The following is a 15,073-nucleotide window of genomic DNA, read 5'->3' as shown; positions in this document are numbered from 1 at the left end:
ACACCGGCCCCGGCGCGCCCCGGCGCCGGGCCCTACGCCGCCGGGATGACCGCCGACACCCGGAACCCGCCGGCGTCCGTGGGCCCCGACACGAACACCCCGCCCAGGGCCAGCACCCGCTCCCGCATCCCGACCAGGCCGTTGCCGCCGGACGGCAGCCCGGCCGCCTCCGCCGCCGAGGGCTCCGGCGGCGGTTCGTTCTCGACCTGCATCGCGATCTCGGACACCCGGTGCGCCAGCCGTACGTACGTCTTCGCGCCCGCCGCGTGCTTGTGCACGTTCGTCAGCGCCTCCTGCACCACCCGGTAGGCCGTCTGCTCGATCTCCCGCGCGTACGACCGCGCGTCACCCTGCACCGACAGGTCCACCGCCATCCCGGCGGCCGCGGACTGCCCGACCAGCTCGTCCAGTTCCGACAGACAGGGCCCTTCCTCACGGCCGTGGGCCGAGTCCGCCGCCGCCGCGGCCGCCGCGCCCACCGCGGCCAGCGGCAGGCCGGCGGCCTCCGGCACCCGCCGCACCCGCCCGTCGGCGCCGCCCCCGCCGCTGCCGCTTCCACTGCTGCCGCTGCGCAGGACGCCGAGCATCTCCCGCAGCTCGGTCAGCGCCTGCCGCCCCATGTCACCGACCAGGGCGGCGTTCTTCACGGCCTTGTCGGGATCCTTCCGGGCGACGGCCTGGAGCGCCGCCGCGTGCACGACCATCAGACTCACCCGGTGCGCGACGACGTCGTGCATCTCGCGCGCGATCCGGGTCCGTTCCTCGTTACGGGCCCACTCGGCCCGCTCCTCCGCCCGCTCCGCGAGCAGCATCAGCTCCCGCTCCAGGCTGTCGGCACGCTCCCGCAGGCTCTCCATGAGCCGACGCCGGGCGCCGACGTACAGCCCGAGCAGCACCGGCGGCGCCGTCAGCCCCAGCGCGGTCGTGATCGAGGCGAACGGGACGAACCAGTCACCGATGGTCCAGTCGCCCCGCGCGATGTCCTGCCGCGCGCGCACGAACGTCACGATCATCGTGCCGACCATCGCCATCCCGGCCAGCGCCGCGACGATCCGCCGGGGCACCTCGGCCGCGGCGAGCGTGTAGAGGCCGACGATGCCCATCAGGAAGCCCATCTGGGCGGGCGTGACGGCGATCGCCACCAGCACCACCGCGATGGGCCACTTCCGCCGGACCAGCAGCACCGAACCGGCCAGCACCCCGAACACGATCCCGGCCGACAGCGGGATCCCCGCGTCCCGGGCGAACGGGATGCCCTCCAGACCGCACTCCAGCGCCGACGCCACCGCGAGACTCCCGTCGAGCACCGCACCGCGCCACCGCACCCACCACCACGGCCCGGTCAAAGCCGCGGAGTGGTCTGCCCCCGTCGTGGTCATGCGTCCCAGCCTACGGTCGCCGGGGGGATCTTTTCCGGTGAGTTTCACCTTCATGCCTACACCACCCGCCGTAACCGGATCACAGCCGAAATTCCCCGCTGTGCCGCACGCCCACGGTCGCCCCAAGCACTTCCCCACCCCGTCGCACCGAGGGCCGGTGGTACGGCATAGTAGGTGCCGCGACCTCGACAGACCGTAAGATATGTCCGTTTGAGGATGCTGAACACTCCCCTGTGGTGTAATCGGCAACACGGGTCACTTTGGATGATTTGTTCCAGGTTCGAGTCCTGGCAGGGGAGCTTTTCGGAACCGGGTCCTGACACCTCCGTCAGGGCCCGTTCGCATGTCCGCTCTTCGAACACCCCGGCTATCCTGCGGATGTCCCCCCACAGCACACCCATCCACAGCCGAAGGGCAACTCCGTGAGCGCCAACCGCCCGGCAGCCGTCGTCGTACTCGCAGCGGGTGAGGGCACCCGTATGAAGTCCTCCGTGCCGAAGGTCCTGCACGAGATCTGCGGCCGATCCCTGGTGGGCCATGTGCTCGCCGCGGCCCGCGAACTGGACCCCGAGCACCTGGTCGTCGTGGTCGGGCACGGCAGGGACAAGGTCACCGCGCATCTCGCCGAGGCCGACCCGCGGGCCCGCACGGTCGTGCAGGCGGAGCAGAACGGGACCGGGCACGCCGTCAGGATCGCGCTGGAGGAGCTCGGCGGCGCCGTCGAGGGGACCGTCGTGGTGGTGTGCGGTGACACGCCGCTGCTGACCGGGGAGACCCTGCGGACGCTGACCGCCACGCACACCGGCGACGGCAACGCGGTGACCGTGCTGACCGCCGAGGTCCCGGACGCCACCGGCTACGGCCGGATCGTGCGCGACGGGGCGACCGGTGCCGTCACCGCGATCGTCGAGCACAAGGACGCCACGGAGGAGCAGCGGGCGGTCCGGGAGATCAACTCCGGGGTGTTCGCGTTCGACGGGCAGCTGCTGGCGGACGCGCTGAAGAAGGTGCGGACGGACAACAGCCAGGGCGAGGAGTACCTGACCGACGTCCTCGGGATCCTCGGCGGTGCCGGGTACCGGGTGGGGGCCTCGGCGGCCGGTGATCATCATGAGATCGCCGGGATCAACAACCGGGTGCAGCTCGCCGAGGCGCGGCGGATCCTCAACGACCGGCTGCTCACGCGCGCGATGCTCGACGGTGTGACGATCGTCGACCCGGCGACGACCTTCGTCGACGTGACGGTGACCTTCGAGCAGGACGCCGTCGTGCATCCGGGGACGCAGCTGCACGGCACCACTCATCTGGGCGAGGGCGCGGAGGTCGGGCCGAACAGCCGGCTGCGGAACACCCGGGTGGACGCCGGGGCGCGGGTGGACAACACGGTGGCCGACGGGGCGCACGTCGGGCCGCAGGCGACGGTGGGGCCGTACGCGTATCTGCGGCCGGGGACGCGGCTGGGGCTGAAGGCGAAGGTCGGTACGTACGTCGAGACGAAGAACGCGTCGATCGGCGAGGGGACGAAGGTTCCGCACCTGTCGTACGTGGGGGACGCGACGATCGGTGAGTACACGAACATCGGCGCTGCCAGCGTGTTCGTGAACTACGACGGGGAGAACAAGCACCACACGACCGTCGGGTCGCACTGCAAGACGGGCTCGGACAATATGTTTGTGGCTCCCGTCACGGTCGGGGACGGCGCGTACACCGCCGCCGGGTCCGTGATCACGAAGGACGTGCCGCCCGGTTCGCTGGCCGTGGCCCGTGGTCAGCAGCGGAATATCGAGGGCTGGGTGGCCCGCAAGCGTCCCGGGAGCGCGTCGGCGAAGGCCGCGGAGGGGGCGTCCGGGCAGGGCGGCGGCACGGCCTGACGGGAAACGCGCACGCCGGACACGGCGTACCGTGATAAGTGCCCATCCGCACCCCACCAGCTGAGGCGTCCTCTCGTGCCCAGGAGAGAAGACGTCCCTACTCGGCTGAACACCTCTGAGGAGACTGTGCCGTGACCGGGATCAAGACGACCGGCAAAAAGAAGATGATGTTCTTTTCCGGCCGTGCCCACCCCGAGCTTGCCGAGGAGGTCGCCCAGCAGCTGGGTGTCGGGGTGGTGCCGACCAAGGCCTTCGACTTCGCCAACGGTGAGATCTATGTGCGGTACCAGGAGTCGGCGCGCGGTGCCGACTGCTTCCTGATCCAGAGCCACACGGCTCCGATCAACAAGTGGATCATGGAGCAGCTGATCATGATCGACGCGCTGAAGCGCGCGTCGGCCCGCTCCATCACCGTCATCGTGCCGTTCTACGGTTACGCGCGGCAGGACAAGAAGCACCGGGGCCGTGAACCCATCTCGGCGCGTCTGATCGCGGACCTGATGAAGACGGCGGGTGCGGACCGGATCCTGACGGTGGACCTGCACACGGACCAGATCCAGGGCTTCTTCGACGGTCCGGTGGACCACCTGTTCGCGCTGCCGCTGCTGGCGGACTACGTGGGCCGGAAGGTGGACCGGGCGAAGCTGACGATCGTGTCGCCGGACGCCGGCCGGGTGCGGGTGGCGGACCGCTGGTGCGACCGGCTGGGCGCGCCGCTGGCGATCGTCCACAAGCGGCGTGACAAGGACGTGGCGAACCAGGTCACGGTGCACGAGGTGGTCGGCGAGGTCGAGGGCCGGGTGTGTGTGCTGGTCGACGACATGGTCGACACGGGCGGCACGATCTGCGCGGCGGCCGACGCGCTGTTCGCGCACGGCGCCGAGGACGTCATCGTGACGGCGACGCACGGGGTGCTGTCGGGTCCGGCGGCGGACCGGCTGAAGAACTCCCGGGTGGGCGAGTTCGTGTTCACGAACACGCTGCCGACGCCGGGTGAGCTGGGCGCCGGCCTGGACAAGATCACGGTGCTGTCGATCGCGCCGACGATCGCGAGCGCGGTGCGCGAGGTGTTCGAGGACGGTTCGGTGACGAGCCTGTTCGACGAGCAGTAGACCGGGCGGCGGCCCGGGCGGCAGCCCGGGTGTCACGGGTGCGTCGCGGGTGCGCCGTCCCGCCGCTTGATCGATTTTTCCGCGGCCTCCCTCTCCGAGTACTCTGTTGCAGTTGCTCGGCGAGGGAGGCCGTGCCCGCGTCCGTCTCGGTACGGATCCGGGTGTGGTGGTCCGTTATCGACGCGCTCTTCGTAGCAGGCCGTTCGTGGCCGGGTGACCACGTCCGAGCTGATTCCGATTTTTCTACGAGGAGTGACCATGTCCGAGGTGAAGCTCAGCGCCGAGACGCGCACCGAGTTCGGCAAGGGTGCCGCCCGCCGTATCCGCCGTGACCACAAGGTTCCGGGTGTGCTGTACGGGCACGGTTCGGACCCGCTGCACCTGACGCTGCCGGGCCACGACCTGCTGCTGGCGCTCCGTACGCCGAACGTCCTGATCTCCCTGGACATCGACGGCAAGTCCAACGAGCTGGCGATCCCGAAGTCCGTGCAGCGCGACCCGATCAAGGGCTTCCTGGAGCACGTCGACCTGCAGCTGGTCAAGCGCGGCGAGAAGGTCACGGTCGAGATCCCCGTGCACGCCGAGGGCGAGCTGGCCGCGGGCGGCAACCTGCTGGAGCACGTGCTGAACGCGCTTCCGGTCGAGGCCGAGGCCACCCACATCCCGCAGTCCGTGACGGTGTCCGTCGAGGGTCTGGAGGCCGGCGCCTCGGTGCTCGCCAAGGACATCACCCTGCCGTCGGGCGTCTCGCTGGCCGTCGAGGAGGACACGGTCGTCCTGCAGGTCCTGGCCGCGCAGGCCGAGGAGGCGTCGGAGGGCGCCGAGGGCGAGGCGGAGGCCGGCGCCGAGGCCTGATCCGGGCCCCGGGGCCCGATTCGGGGTCCTGTCGTCGTACGCGTCGCACGTCAGCCGCTGTTCCCGGTGGGGGCAGCGGCTGGCGCGTGTCCGAGCGAGGGTATTTCCAGCAGTCGTCCCAGCAGTCAGTCGTCCCAGCAGTCATCGAGGAGACATGGACGTGACCACCCCTGCCAATGCCCCCTGGCTCGTCGTCGGGCTGGGCAATCCGGGGCCGGAGTACGCGATGAACCGGCACAACGTGGGGTTCATGGTGGCCGATCTGCTGGCGGAGCGGATGGGCGGGAAATTCAAGCGGGCCGGCAAGGCGCAGGCGCAGACGCTGGAGGGGCGGATCGGTCCGCTCGGTCCGGGCAGCCGCCGGGTGGTCCTGGCGAAGCCGATGTCGTACATGAACCTGTCCGGCGGGCCGGTGAACGCGCTGCGGGACTTCTACAAGGTGCCGCCGGCGAACGTCGTCGCGGTCCACGACGAGCTGGACATCGACTACGGGACGCTGCGGCTGAAGCTGGGCGGCGGGGACAACGGGCACAACGGCCTGAAGTCGGTCACCAAGGCGATGGGCGCGGAGTACCACCGGGTGCGGTTCGGGATCGGCCGGCCGCCGGGGCGTATGCAGGTGGCGGACTTCGTGCTGAAGGACTTCTCGTCCGCGGAGCGCAAGGAGCTCGACTACCTGGTGGACCGGGCGGCGGACGCGGTGGAGGCCCTGGTCCTGGAGGGCCTGGAGCGGGCGCAGAGTACGTACAACTCGTGACGTGTCCGGCGGCCGGGCCCGCTCCGAGTTGACCTGGCGTACGGGCATGGCCAATGATCCCGGCCATGCCTGCTGCCTCCGCCGCCTCGTCCCGTCCGGGTGCGCGTACCGCGCTGCGGCTGGGACGGACGGCCGCCATGGCGGTGCTCGCCGCGCTGATCCTGTTCTGCGGGGTGTGGGGGTCGTGGGGGACGGCGCAGTACGTGATGCTCACCAAGGGACGTGAGCAGGGCACGGTCGCGGTGACGTCGTGCGGCGCGGACACCTGCACGGGGCCGTACACGCCGGTGTCGACGGGGTCGTCGGCCCGGTCGCGGGTGGTGATCGAGAAGTCGGTGGCGGTGCGCAAGGGCCGTACGTACGCGGTGGTCGTGAAGCCGGGTGCCGGTGACGAGGTGATCCGTTCGGGCCCGGGCGGGGTGCTGTACTCGTGGGTGCCGATGGGCGGCGCGCTGCTGCTGGCGTCGGTGGTGGTGGCGGGCGGCCTGCGCCGGACCCGGCTTGCCTGGCTGCTGGCCGCGGGCGGGACTGCATTGCTGACGGCGGTCTTCTTCGCGGTGTGAGGCCGGCCGGGAACCGGCCCCCTTCTGCCGCTGCCCTCTGCGGGCAGTGGTCGTTCCACCGCTGTGCCCACGGCACCGGGTGCTCCCCGCCGGCCGGCGGGGAGCACCCGGTGCCGGCCCCTGTCAGCCCGTGTTGCGCAGGCCCGCGGCCACGCCGTTGACGGTGAGCAGCAGCGCGCGGGCCAGCAGCGGGTCGGGCTCCTCGCCCGCCGCCGCCGCGTCCCGCTGCCGCTTGAGCAGCGTGACCTGGAGGTACGAGATCGGGTCCAGGTAGGCGTCGCGGATGCCGAGGGTCTGGCGGAGCCCCGGGGTGTGGTCGAGGAGGTCCTTCTCCCCGGTGACCTTGAGGACTTCGCGCACGGTGAGGTCGTGTTCGGCGCGGATGGTGTCGAAGACGTGGTGCAGTTCCGCGGGGACGAGGGTCTCGACGTAGTGGGCGGCGACCCTGAGGTCGGTCTTCGCGAGGGTCATCTCGACGTTGGAGATGAAGTTGCGGAAGAAGTGCCACCGCTGGTGCATCTCGGCGAGGACGGTGTCCAGTCCCGCCTCGCGCAGCGCGGCCAGGCCGGAGCCGACGCCGAACCAGCCGGGGACGATCTGGCGGGACTGGGTCCAGCCGAACACCCACGGGATGGCGCGCAGTCCGTCGAGGCCCGCGCCGGAGTCGGGGCGGCGGGAGGGCCGGGAGCCGAGGTAGAGGTCGGCGAGCTGGTCGACGGGGGTGGCCGCGAAGAAGTAGGCGGGCAGGTCGGGGTCGTCGACCAGACGGTGGTAGGCGGCGTGGGCGGCGTCGGAGACGACGTCCATGGCGGCGTCCCAGCGGGCGAGGGCCTCGTCGGACTGGCGGGGCGCGGTGTGCAGGGCGGACGCCTGGAGGGTCGCGGCGACCGTCAGTTCGAGGTTCTCGCGGGCCAGGGACGGCACCAGGTACTTGTCGGAGATGACCTCGCCCTGTTCGGTCACCTTGATCTCGCCCTCCAGGGTGCCCCAGGGCTGGGCGAGGATCGCGTCGTGGGAGGGGCCGCCGCCGCGGCCGACGGTGCCGCCGCGGCCGTGGAAGAGGCGCAGCCGTACGCCGTAGCGGTGGGCGACGTCGCGCAGCCGGCGCTGGGCGCGGTGGATCTCCCACTGGCTGGTGGTGATGCCGCCGAACTTGGAGGAGTCGGAGTAGCCGAGCATGACCTCCTGGACGTCTCCGCGCAGCGCGACGAGGCGCCGGTAGGAGGGGTCGGAGAGCATGTCCTCGAGGATGGTGTCGGCGGCCTTGAGCTCGTCGGTGGTCTCCAGGAGCGGCACGATGCCGATCCTGGCCCAGCCGGCGTGGAGGTCGACGAGTCCGGCCTCGCGGGCGAGGACGGTGGCGGCGAAGACGTCGTCGGCGCCCTGGCACATGGAGATGATGTACGACTCGATGACCTCGGGTCCGAACACCTCCAGGGCCCGCTTCACGGTCTCGAACACGCCGAGGGTCCTGGCGCCGGCGGCGTCGACGGGCGCCGGGGTGGGCGCCAGGGGCCGGCGGGAGCGGAGTTCCTTGGCGAGGAGCTTGGCGCGGTACTCGCGGGGCATGTCGGCGTAGCGCCAGGATTCCTCGCCGAGCCGGTCGAAGAGCTGGCCGAGGGCGTGGTGGTGGGCGTCGGCGTGCTCGCGTACGTCCATGGTGGCGAGCTGGAGGCCGAAGGCGGCGAGGGTGCGGATGGTCCGGTCGAGGCGGCCGTCGGCGAAGAGGCCGGCGCGGTGCTCGCGCAGGGAGGTCTGGATGATCCGCAGGTCGTGGAGGAGTTCGGCGGTGCCGAGGTAGTCGTGGCCGGGCTCGTGGGGGGTGCCGCTCGCGAGGCGGACCTTGGTGTTGGCGAGCTTCTGGCGGATGCAGGTGGCCTTGAGCCGGTAGGGCTCCTCGGCGTTGAGACGCTTGTAGCGGGGGCTGATCTCGGGGAGCCGGTCGAGGTCGGCGCGCAGGGAGTCGAGGAGTTCCCCGGTGGCCCCGGAGTAGCGGATGGAGTTGGAGAGCAGTCCGCGCAGGGAGTCGATGGTGGCGAGGGCGTCGTTGATGCCGTGCTCGTGCTGGAGGATCAGGACGTCCCAGGTGACCTCGGGGGTGACGTTGGGGTTGCCGTCGCGGTCGCCGCCGATCCAGGTGCCGAAGGTGAGGGGGCGGGTGTCGTCGGAGATCTTCACCCCGACGCGCTCCAGTTCGTGGGCGAGGTCCTCGAGGACGTCGCCGACGGCGCCGGCGTGGAGTTCGTCGAGGTAGTAGATGGCGTTGCGGGCCTCGTCGACCGGTTCGGGGCGGGCGACGCGCAGTTCGTCGGTCTGCCAGACGAGGTCGATGTTCTCGGCGAGCCGCATGTCGTGGCGGCGGCGGTCGGACTCGAGGACGGGCGTCTCCAGGAGCGTGGCGATGCGCCGCAGCTTGTTGAGGACGGAGCGGCGGGCGGCCTCGGTGGGGTGCGCGGTGAAGACCGGGCGGACGTTCAGGTGCCGGACGGTGGCCTTCAGGTGCTCGGGGTCGGCGTCCTTGAGGCGGTCGGCGGTGCGGGAGAGGAGGCCGCCCTCGGCGGCACGGCGGGCGCGCAGCTGGCGGCCGCGGTGCACCTGCTCGGTGACGTTGGCGAGGTGGAAGTAGACGGAGAAGGCGCGGACGAGCTTGGCCGCGGTCTCCAGTTCGGTGCCGCGCAGCAGTTCGGCGGCTGCCTCGCCGTCCTCGCGGGTGAGGCGGCGGACCTTTTCGACCAGCTCCAGCAGCTCGGGTCCCTCCTGCCTGACGAGGGTCTCGCCGAGAAGGTCGCCCAGCCGCCTGATGTCGGCGCGGAGCTCCGTGCTGGTCGTGATGGTCTGGTCGTCGGCACTGCTCACAGGTGCGGCTCCTTGCAGTGGTGAAGCTCGTCTGGAGGGACCCGGGCGTCCCGTGGGCGGCGGCGGCCGCTTAGAAGCCGGGCATCCGGGAAGAAATCAGAGCGGACCGCGCTGTCCGACCGACTCCAAGGATATGTGTCGATGCGGACGCGCGGGTTCTCGGGCCTTGCCGCGCGGCGGCGCGCTGCGATACTTACGACGCCGTAGGTTACGGCAGCGTAGGAAGTGGCACTCGGCTCGCGTCCGGTTCCGCTCGCGTCCCGGGACGCGACGGGCCGATGCCCGTATCGACCCTCGACCCCACAGGGGACGCCCATGACCACGAGCTCCGATGTGATCGACGACGCCCCGGAGGCGACCGGCGGCGGTGCGCCGCCCTCCGCCACGCTGGGCGGCGAACAGAAGCGCTCGATCGAGCAGATCACCCTTCTCCTCTTCATCGTCGTCCCGTTCCTGGCGCTGCTGGCGGCGGTGCCGCTGACCTGGGGCTGGGGCGTGAGCTGGCTGGACCTCGGTCTGCTGGTCCTCTTCTATTTCCTCGGCTGCCACGGCATCACGATCGGCTTCCACCGCTACTTCACCCACGGTTCGTTCAAGGCGAGGCGTCCGCTGCGGATCGCGCTGGCGGTGGCGGGGTCGCTGGCGGTGGAGGGGCCGCTGGTGCGCTGGGTCGCCGATCACCGCAGGCATCACCGCTTCTCGGACGCGGACGGCGACCCGCACTCCCCCTGGCGTTACGGGGAGACGGTTCCGGCGCTGCTCAAGGGCCTGTGGTGGGCGCACATCGCATGGATGTTCGACGAGGAGCAGACGCCGCAGGAGAAGTACGCCCCGGACCTGATCAAGGACCCGGCGATCCGGGCGATCTCCCGCCAGTTCGCGCTGTGGACGGTCGTGTCGCTCGCGGTGCCGCCGCTGGTGGGGGGGCTGGTCACGATGTCGTGGTGGGGCGCGTTCACCGCGTTCTTCTGGGGGTCACTCGTCCGGGTGGCGTTGCTGCACCATGTCACGTGGTCGATCAACTCGATCTGCCACGCGGTGGGCAGGCGTCCGTTCAAGTCGCGCGACCGGTCGGGCAACGTGTGGTGGCTGGCGGTGCTGTCGTGCGGCGAGTCGTGGCACAACCTGCATCACGCCGACCCGACGTCGGCGCGGCACGGGGTGGAGCGGTGGCAGGTGGACTCCTCGGCGCGGTTCATCCGCTGGTTCGAGGCGTTCGGGTGGGCGTACGACGTGCGCTGGCCGTCACGCTCACGTATCGATTCGCGGCGTAACGGCGCCCAGGACGGCTCTCCGAGCCGGAAGGACGCGGTCGAGGCGGCATGATTGACGCCGTGGCGACCGACTCGAGCACTCCCAGCACCGACAAGCAGCGGCGCCCGCGCCGTACCCGGATGACCGGTGCGGAGCGCCGCCAGCAGTTGCTCGAGATCGGCCGCACGCTGTTCGCGGCGAAGGGTTTCGAGGCGACGTCGGTGGAGGAGATCGCGGCGAAGGCCGGGGTGTCCAAGCCGGTGGTGTACGAGCACTTCGGCGGCAAGGAGGGCCTGTACGCCGTCGTCGTGGACCGCGAGATGCGCCGCCTCCTGGACATGGTGACCAGTTCCCTCACGGCCGGCCACCCCCGTGAGCTGTGCGAGCAGGCGGCCTTCGCGCTCCTCGACTACATCGAGGAGTACACGGACGGTTTCCGCATCCTGGTCCGCGACTCCCCCATCCCCCAGTCGACGGGCTCCTTCGCCTCGCTCATCTCCGACATCGCCACCCAGGTCGAGGACATCCTGGGCCGTGAGTTCAAGAGCCGCGGCTTCGACCCCAAGCTGGCCCCGCTGTACGCCCAGGCCCTGGTCGGCATGGTCGCCCTGACCGGCCAGTGGTGGCTGGACGTACGCCGCCCGAAGAAGGCGGAGGTGGCGGCCCACCTGGTCAATCTGGCCTGGCACGGCCTGGACGGCCTGGAACAGCGCCCCCGCCTGATAGGCCACCGGAAGAACTGAACCGGGTCGCCCGACGGGGGCGCCGGCCGTCGCCGAGTGTCAGCTGCCGGAAGGCGGAGGTCGCCGGGCGAGGCGGTCCCCATGGCCGGCCTCACGCCCCTTTCGTCGCCACGGCGAACAGGCGGCGGAAGGGGAGGACCGTGCCGTGTTCCGTGCGCGGGTAGGCGTCCCGCAGCAAAGTCCGGTACTCGGCGAGGAAGGCGTCCCGGGCCTCGGGGTCGTCGCCGAGGGCGGTGAGGACGGGGCGCAGACCGGTGCCCTTGACCCAGTCGAGGACGGGGTCCTCGCCCTCCAGGACATGGAGGTACGTGGTCTCCCACACGTCCGTGGCGCACCCGAGCCGGGCCAGCCGGTCGAGGTAGACGGCGGTGGGGTGCACGGAGTCGGTGCGGCGCGGCACATCGGCGAGCCGGGAGCCCCAGCGCGGGCCGGCGGCGAGGTCACGCATCAGGGCGTGCAGGGGTGCGTCGAGGTTGTCCGGCACCTGGAAGGCGAAGGTGCCGCCGGGCGCGAGGCCGTCCAGCCAGGCGGGGAAGGCGTCGAGATGGCCGGGCACCCAGTGCAGGGCGGCGTTGGAGACGATCAGGTCGTACGCCTCCGCCGGCGCCCAGGTGCGCAGGTCGGCGTGGGTGAAGTCGAGGCGGCCGCCTCCCGGCGTCGGCCCCGCGTGCTCGGTGAGCGCCCGGTCGAGCATGGCGGGCGAGTTGTCGTAGCCGGTGACGAGCGCGGTGGGCCAGCGGTCGGCGAGCAGGGCGGTGACGTTGCCGGGCCCGCAGCCGAGGTCGGCGATACGGGGCGGGGTGCCGGGCAACTCGGGCACCCGGGCGAGGAGGTCGGCGAAGGGCCGGGCCCGGTGACCGGCGTGCCGCAGGTACTGCGCGGCATCCCAGGAGGGCGAAGCAGTCATACCCTCCACCTTCCCCCTTCATCATCTCGACGTCAAGATACTTGATATCGAGAGAATGCACGTCAAGAGACTTCACGTCGACACAACCACTACACTGATCTCCATGGAGGACGAGGTCGATCGGCTGGTCGCAGCATGGCGCCGGGAGCGCCCCGACCTCGACGTGGAACCGCTCGAGGTGCTCAGCCGGGTGAGCAGGCTGGCCCGGCACCTGGATCGCGCGCGACGCCTGGCCTTCGCGGAACACAGCCTGGAGCCGTGGGAGTTCGACGTACTGACGGCGCTGCGCCGCGCCGGTGCGCCGTACCAGCTCTCACCGGGGCAGCTGCTGACGCAGACCCTGGTCACCTCGGGCACGATGACCAACCGTATCGACCGGCTGGCCAAGAAGGGCCTGGTGGAGCGGTTGCCCGACCCGAGCGACCGGCGTGGGGTGCTGGTCCGGCTGACGGCGGAGGGCCAGGAGCGGGCGGACGCGGCCCTCGCCGGTCTTCTGGAGCAGGAGCGGGCCATCCTGGCGGAGCTGACCAGCGCCCAGCGGAGCGAGCTGGCCGGTCTGCTACGCCAGCTGACCGCCCCGTTCGACAACATCCCCGGCTAGGTCGACGGGACCGACCCCGGCCCGCCGCGCGAGCGCGACCGCGGCGAGCGTCGAATGGACCCCCAGCTTGCCGAGGACGTTCTGCATATGGGTGCGGACGGTGTGCGGGGAGAGGAACAGCCGCTCGGCGACGGCCTTGCGCCCGAGTCCGGCGACCATGCAGCGCAGCACCTCCCGTTCCCGCGGGGTGAGGGACTCGACGAGCCGTTCACTCTCGGTGCGGTGCTTGCGGGCCGCGGTCAGTTCGCGCAGTACGCCGGTGAGCAGCGCGGGCGGGAGATGGGTCTCCTCGCGCAGCACGCCGCGGATGACGCTGAGCAGCCGGGACAGGGAGCAGTCCTTGGCGACCCACCCCGAGGCACCGGCCTGCAGAGCGAGCGCCGCACGCCGCGGATCGTCCTTCTCGGCGAGCACGACGGTCCGCACCCCGGGATGCGCGGACCGTACGCCCGCGACCAGCGATATCCCGTCGACGAGCCCGTCCGCACCGACCTCGCGCACGGGCACGGCGGCCCGCAGGCCCGGCGCGAGCACCCCGAGGTCGGCGTCGACGAGCAGCACGTCGAACCGGCGGCCCTCGGCGGCACCGCGCTCCAGGCACCGCAGTGCGGCGGGACCACTTCCCGCGGCGGACACGTCGACATCGGGCTCGGCGGCGAGCGCCGCGGCGAGCGACTCGGCGAAGATCCGGTGGTCGTCGACGACCAGGACTCGGACACGAACCATGAAACCCCCTTCCCCGGGCTCCGGACGGAGCTGGGGACTCACCCCATCGTCCAAGGAACGGCGACCGGCGCGGGTACGACACCCGAGCGGCGCCGCAGCCGCACGGCCGCCGCCGTGCAGAAGCTGCTTCTACCCCCCGATCGGGTGTCGTACCCGACTTGTCTCGCCCCCTGAGCGGCGCCGGCCCCCACCGGCACTGTTCATCAGGTTACGGGCGGGGGCCCGGAGGGGAAGCCGATTTGCAGAACTGGCCGTCCGGCACGTTTATGGTGTGCCGCATGTTCCGCATTGAGGCAGAAGTCGACAACCGGCGGCGCGATCTGCTTCGTTCCCGGCTGCGCGACTCCAACACCGAGGCGTCCCCTGTCCTGCGCGCCCTGCGCGGCACCCCGGCCGAGCACGAGCTCCCGCTCCACCTCTGGGCCCTGGACGAGACCGGCACCCTGGCCGGCGGCCTGGTCGGCCACACCTGGACGACGTGGCTCCACATCACCTACCTCTGGGTCGCCGAGCCCCACCGGGACGAGGGCCTCGGCTCCCGTCTCCTCACCCGCGCCGAGCACATCGCCCGCACCGAACGCGCCTGCCGCGGCGCCCGCCTGGAGACCTGGGACTTCCAGGCCCCCCGCTTCTACCGCCGCCACGGCTACCGCACGGTCTGCGCCATCCCGGACTACCCCCCGGGCCTCACGGAGTACACCCTGATCAAGCCGCTGGGCTAGCCGCTGGGCCAGGGCCTGTCGCCTCCGGAACCGCGCCGCCTACCGGGACAGCGCCTCGACCAGCGGCAGGAACAGCTCGTCGACGATCGACTCGACGCGGGCGGGGTCCAGCGGTTCGAGGTTCATCACCAGATCGTGCCGCGCCAGGTCGAACGGCATCGCGAGCACCGCGTCCGGGATGCGGTCGAGATCGATCTCGCCGCGCTCGTGGGCGCGCCGGAAGATGATCTGGTCGCGCCGCAGCGGCTGGTCGGCGAGGAGCCGGTCGCGTCCCTGGGCCGGGGTGATACCGGCCTCGGCCAGCCCGGAGAAGGCGGCGGCCAGGGCGACGGCGAGGAAACCGGCCCGCGCCTCACCGACGGCTCTCAGCAGCGCGATCAGGTCGCCGCGCAGGGTGCCGGTGTCGGGGGTCTCGATCGGGTGAGCGCGCCGGCGGTGCTCGATCGCGGCGAGCACGAGTTCCTTCTTGTTGGCCCAGCGCCGGTAGAGCACGGCGATCCCGGTACGGGCCCGGGCGGCCACCGACTCCATCGTCAGACCGGCGTAGCCCACCTCCACCAGCTCGGTCCACGCGGCGTCGAGCAGCGCCGCTTCGAGCTGCTCGCCGTGCCGGCGACGACGGACGGGTTCCGGAGAGGGTTCTGCCACACCTCCACGATAGAGAGGTTTGCATTCCTTAGCAAGGACGCCTAGCCTCCGTTAGAGATGGATTCCACTCTTAATCGAG

14 protein-coding genes and 1 tRNA gene are annotated in these 15,073 nt (G+C 71.3%); 10 read left to right on the top strand and 5 right to left on the bottom strand.

The features are described 5' to 3' along the window. Positions 1-32 precede the first annotated feature (32 nt). Positions 33-1,379: a histidine kinase gene (locus ABZ862_RS20545; RefSeq protein ID WP_360960024.1), complete on the bottom strand. Its 1,347-nt coding sequence runs from the start codon at positions 1,377-1,379 to the stop codon at positions 33-35. A 227-nt stretch (positions 1,380-1,606) separates the two neighbouring features. Here ABZ862_RS20545 and ABZ862_RS20540 point away from each other — a divergent pair. From ABZ862_RS20540 to ABZ862_RS20515, 6 genes are all read left to right on the top strand, one after another. Beyond that, positions 1,607-1,678, top strand: a tRNA-Gln gene (locus ABZ862_RS20540). 123 nt (positions 1,679-1,801) lie between these two features. Continuing rightward, positions 1,802-3,250, top strand: coding sequence for a bifunctional UDP-N-acetylglucosamine diphosphorylase/glucosamine-1-phosphate N-acetyltransferase GlmU (glmU, locus tag ABZ862_RS20535; RefSeq protein ID WP_360960022.1), 1,449 nt, complete (start codon positions 1,802-1,804; stop codon positions 3,248-3,250). Positions 3,251-3,381: 131 nt separating this feature from the next. Beyond that, positions 3,382-4,362: a ribose-phosphate diphosphokinase gene (locus ABZ862_RS20530; protein WP_360960020.1), complete on the top strand. Its 981-nt coding sequence runs from the start codon at positions 3,382-3,384 to the stop codon at positions 4,360-4,362. Between the two features lie 258 nt (positions 4,363-4,620). Next, on the top strand, positions 4,621-5,217 hold the full coding sequence (locus ABZ862_RS20525) for a 50S ribosomal protein L25/general stress protein Ctc (RefSeq protein ID WP_360960018.1): 597 nt from the start codon (positions 4,621-4,623) through the stop codon (positions 5,215-5,217). Between the two features lie 154 nt (positions 5,218-5,371). Next, the gene (pth, locus tag ABZ862_RS20520; protein ID WP_360960016.1) at positions 5,372-5,974 is read left to right on the top strand and encodes an aminoacyl-tRNA hydrolase; all 603 of its coding nucleotides are present in this window, start codon (positions 5,372-5,374) and stop codon (positions 5,972-5,974) included. A gap of 53 nt (positions 5,975-6,027) precedes the next feature. Next, a complete protein-coding gene (locus tag ABZ862_RS20515; protein ID WP_360960014.1) occupies positions 6,028-6,537 on the top strand; it encodes a hypothetical protein in 510 nt (169 codons plus the stop codon). Between the two features lie 123 nt (positions 6,538-6,660). On the opposite strand, the gene ppc is transcribed toward ABZ862_RS20515, so the two are convergent. Further along, a complete protein-coding gene (gene ppc, locus ABZ862_RS20510; RefSeq protein WP_360960012.1) occupies positions 6,661-9,393 on the bottom strand; it encodes a phosphoenolpyruvate carboxylase in 2,733 nt (910 codons plus the stop codon). 315 nt (positions 9,394-9,708) lie between these two features. Between ppc and ABZ862_RS20505 the strand changes: the two genes are divergently transcribed. Next, positions 9,709-10,719 (top strand): fatty acid desaturase, encoded by a 1,011-nt coding sequence (locus tag ABZ862_RS20505; protein WP_360960010.1) that lies wholly within the window; start codon positions 9,709-9,711, stop codon positions 10,717-10,719. Beyond that, on the top strand, positions 10,716-11,390 hold the full coding sequence (locus ABZ862_RS20500; protein WP_360960009.1) for a TetR/AcrR family transcriptional regulator: 675 nt from the start codon (positions 10,716-10,718) through the stop codon (positions 11,388-11,390). Before ABZ862_RS20505 ends, ABZ862_RS20500 begins: the two co-directional genes overlap by 4 nt. Positions 11,391-11,481: 91 nt before the next feature. On the opposite strand, the gene ABZ862_RS20495 is transcribed toward ABZ862_RS20500, so the two are convergent. Then, positions 11,482-12,297, bottom strand: a complete 816-nt coding sequence (locus ABZ862_RS20495; protein ID WP_360960007.1) for a trans-aconitate 2-methyltransferase — start codon at positions 12,295-12,297, stop codon at positions 11,482-11,484. 103 nt (positions 12,298-12,400) lie between these two features. Between ABZ862_RS20495 and ABZ862_RS20490 the strand changes: the two genes are divergently transcribed. Next, positions 12,401-12,898, top strand: coding sequence for a MarR family transcriptional regulator (locus ABZ862_RS20490; protein WP_360960005.1), 498 nt, complete (start codon positions 12,401-12,403; stop codon positions 12,896-12,898). On the opposite strand, the gene ABZ862_RS20485 is transcribed toward ABZ862_RS20490, so the two are convergent. Then, positions 12,857-13,624 carry a response regulator transcription factor gene (locus ABZ862_RS20485; RefSeq protein WP_360960003.1) on the bottom strand — a complete coding sequence of 256 codons (768 nt, stop codon included), beginning with the start codon at positions 13,622-13,624 and terminating at the stop codon, positions 12,857-12,859. The two genes, ABZ862_RS20490 and ABZ862_RS20485, sit on opposite strands and share 42 nt — an antisense overlap. Positions 13,625-13,902: 278 nt before the next feature. Here ABZ862_RS20485 and ABZ862_RS20480 point away from each other — a divergent pair, with 278 nt between their 5' ends. Then, on the top strand, positions 13,903-14,346 hold the full coding sequence (locus ABZ862_RS20480) for a GNAT family N-acetyltransferase (RefSeq protein WP_360960001.1): 444 nt from the start codon (positions 13,903-13,905) through the stop codon (positions 14,344-14,346). A 39-nt stretch (positions 14,347-14,385) separates the two neighbouring features. On the opposite strand, the gene ABZ862_RS20475 is transcribed toward ABZ862_RS20480, so the two are convergent. Next, entirely contained in the window at positions 14,386-14,994 is a 609-nt protein-coding gene (locus ABZ862_RS20475) for a TetR/AcrR family transcriptional regulator (RefSeq protein ID WP_360959999.1), read from the bottom strand. Positions 14,995-15,073 lie beyond the last annotated feature (79 nt).

It is taken from the genome of Streptomyces sp. NPDC047000 (genome assembly GCF_040644295.1).
GTDB lineage: Bacteria > Actinomycetota > Actinomycetes > Streptomycetales > Streptomycetaceae > Streptomyces.
The sequence above is the reverse complement of the archived record's forward strand: the minus strand, read 5'-3'. Positions and strand labels throughout refer to the sequence as shown.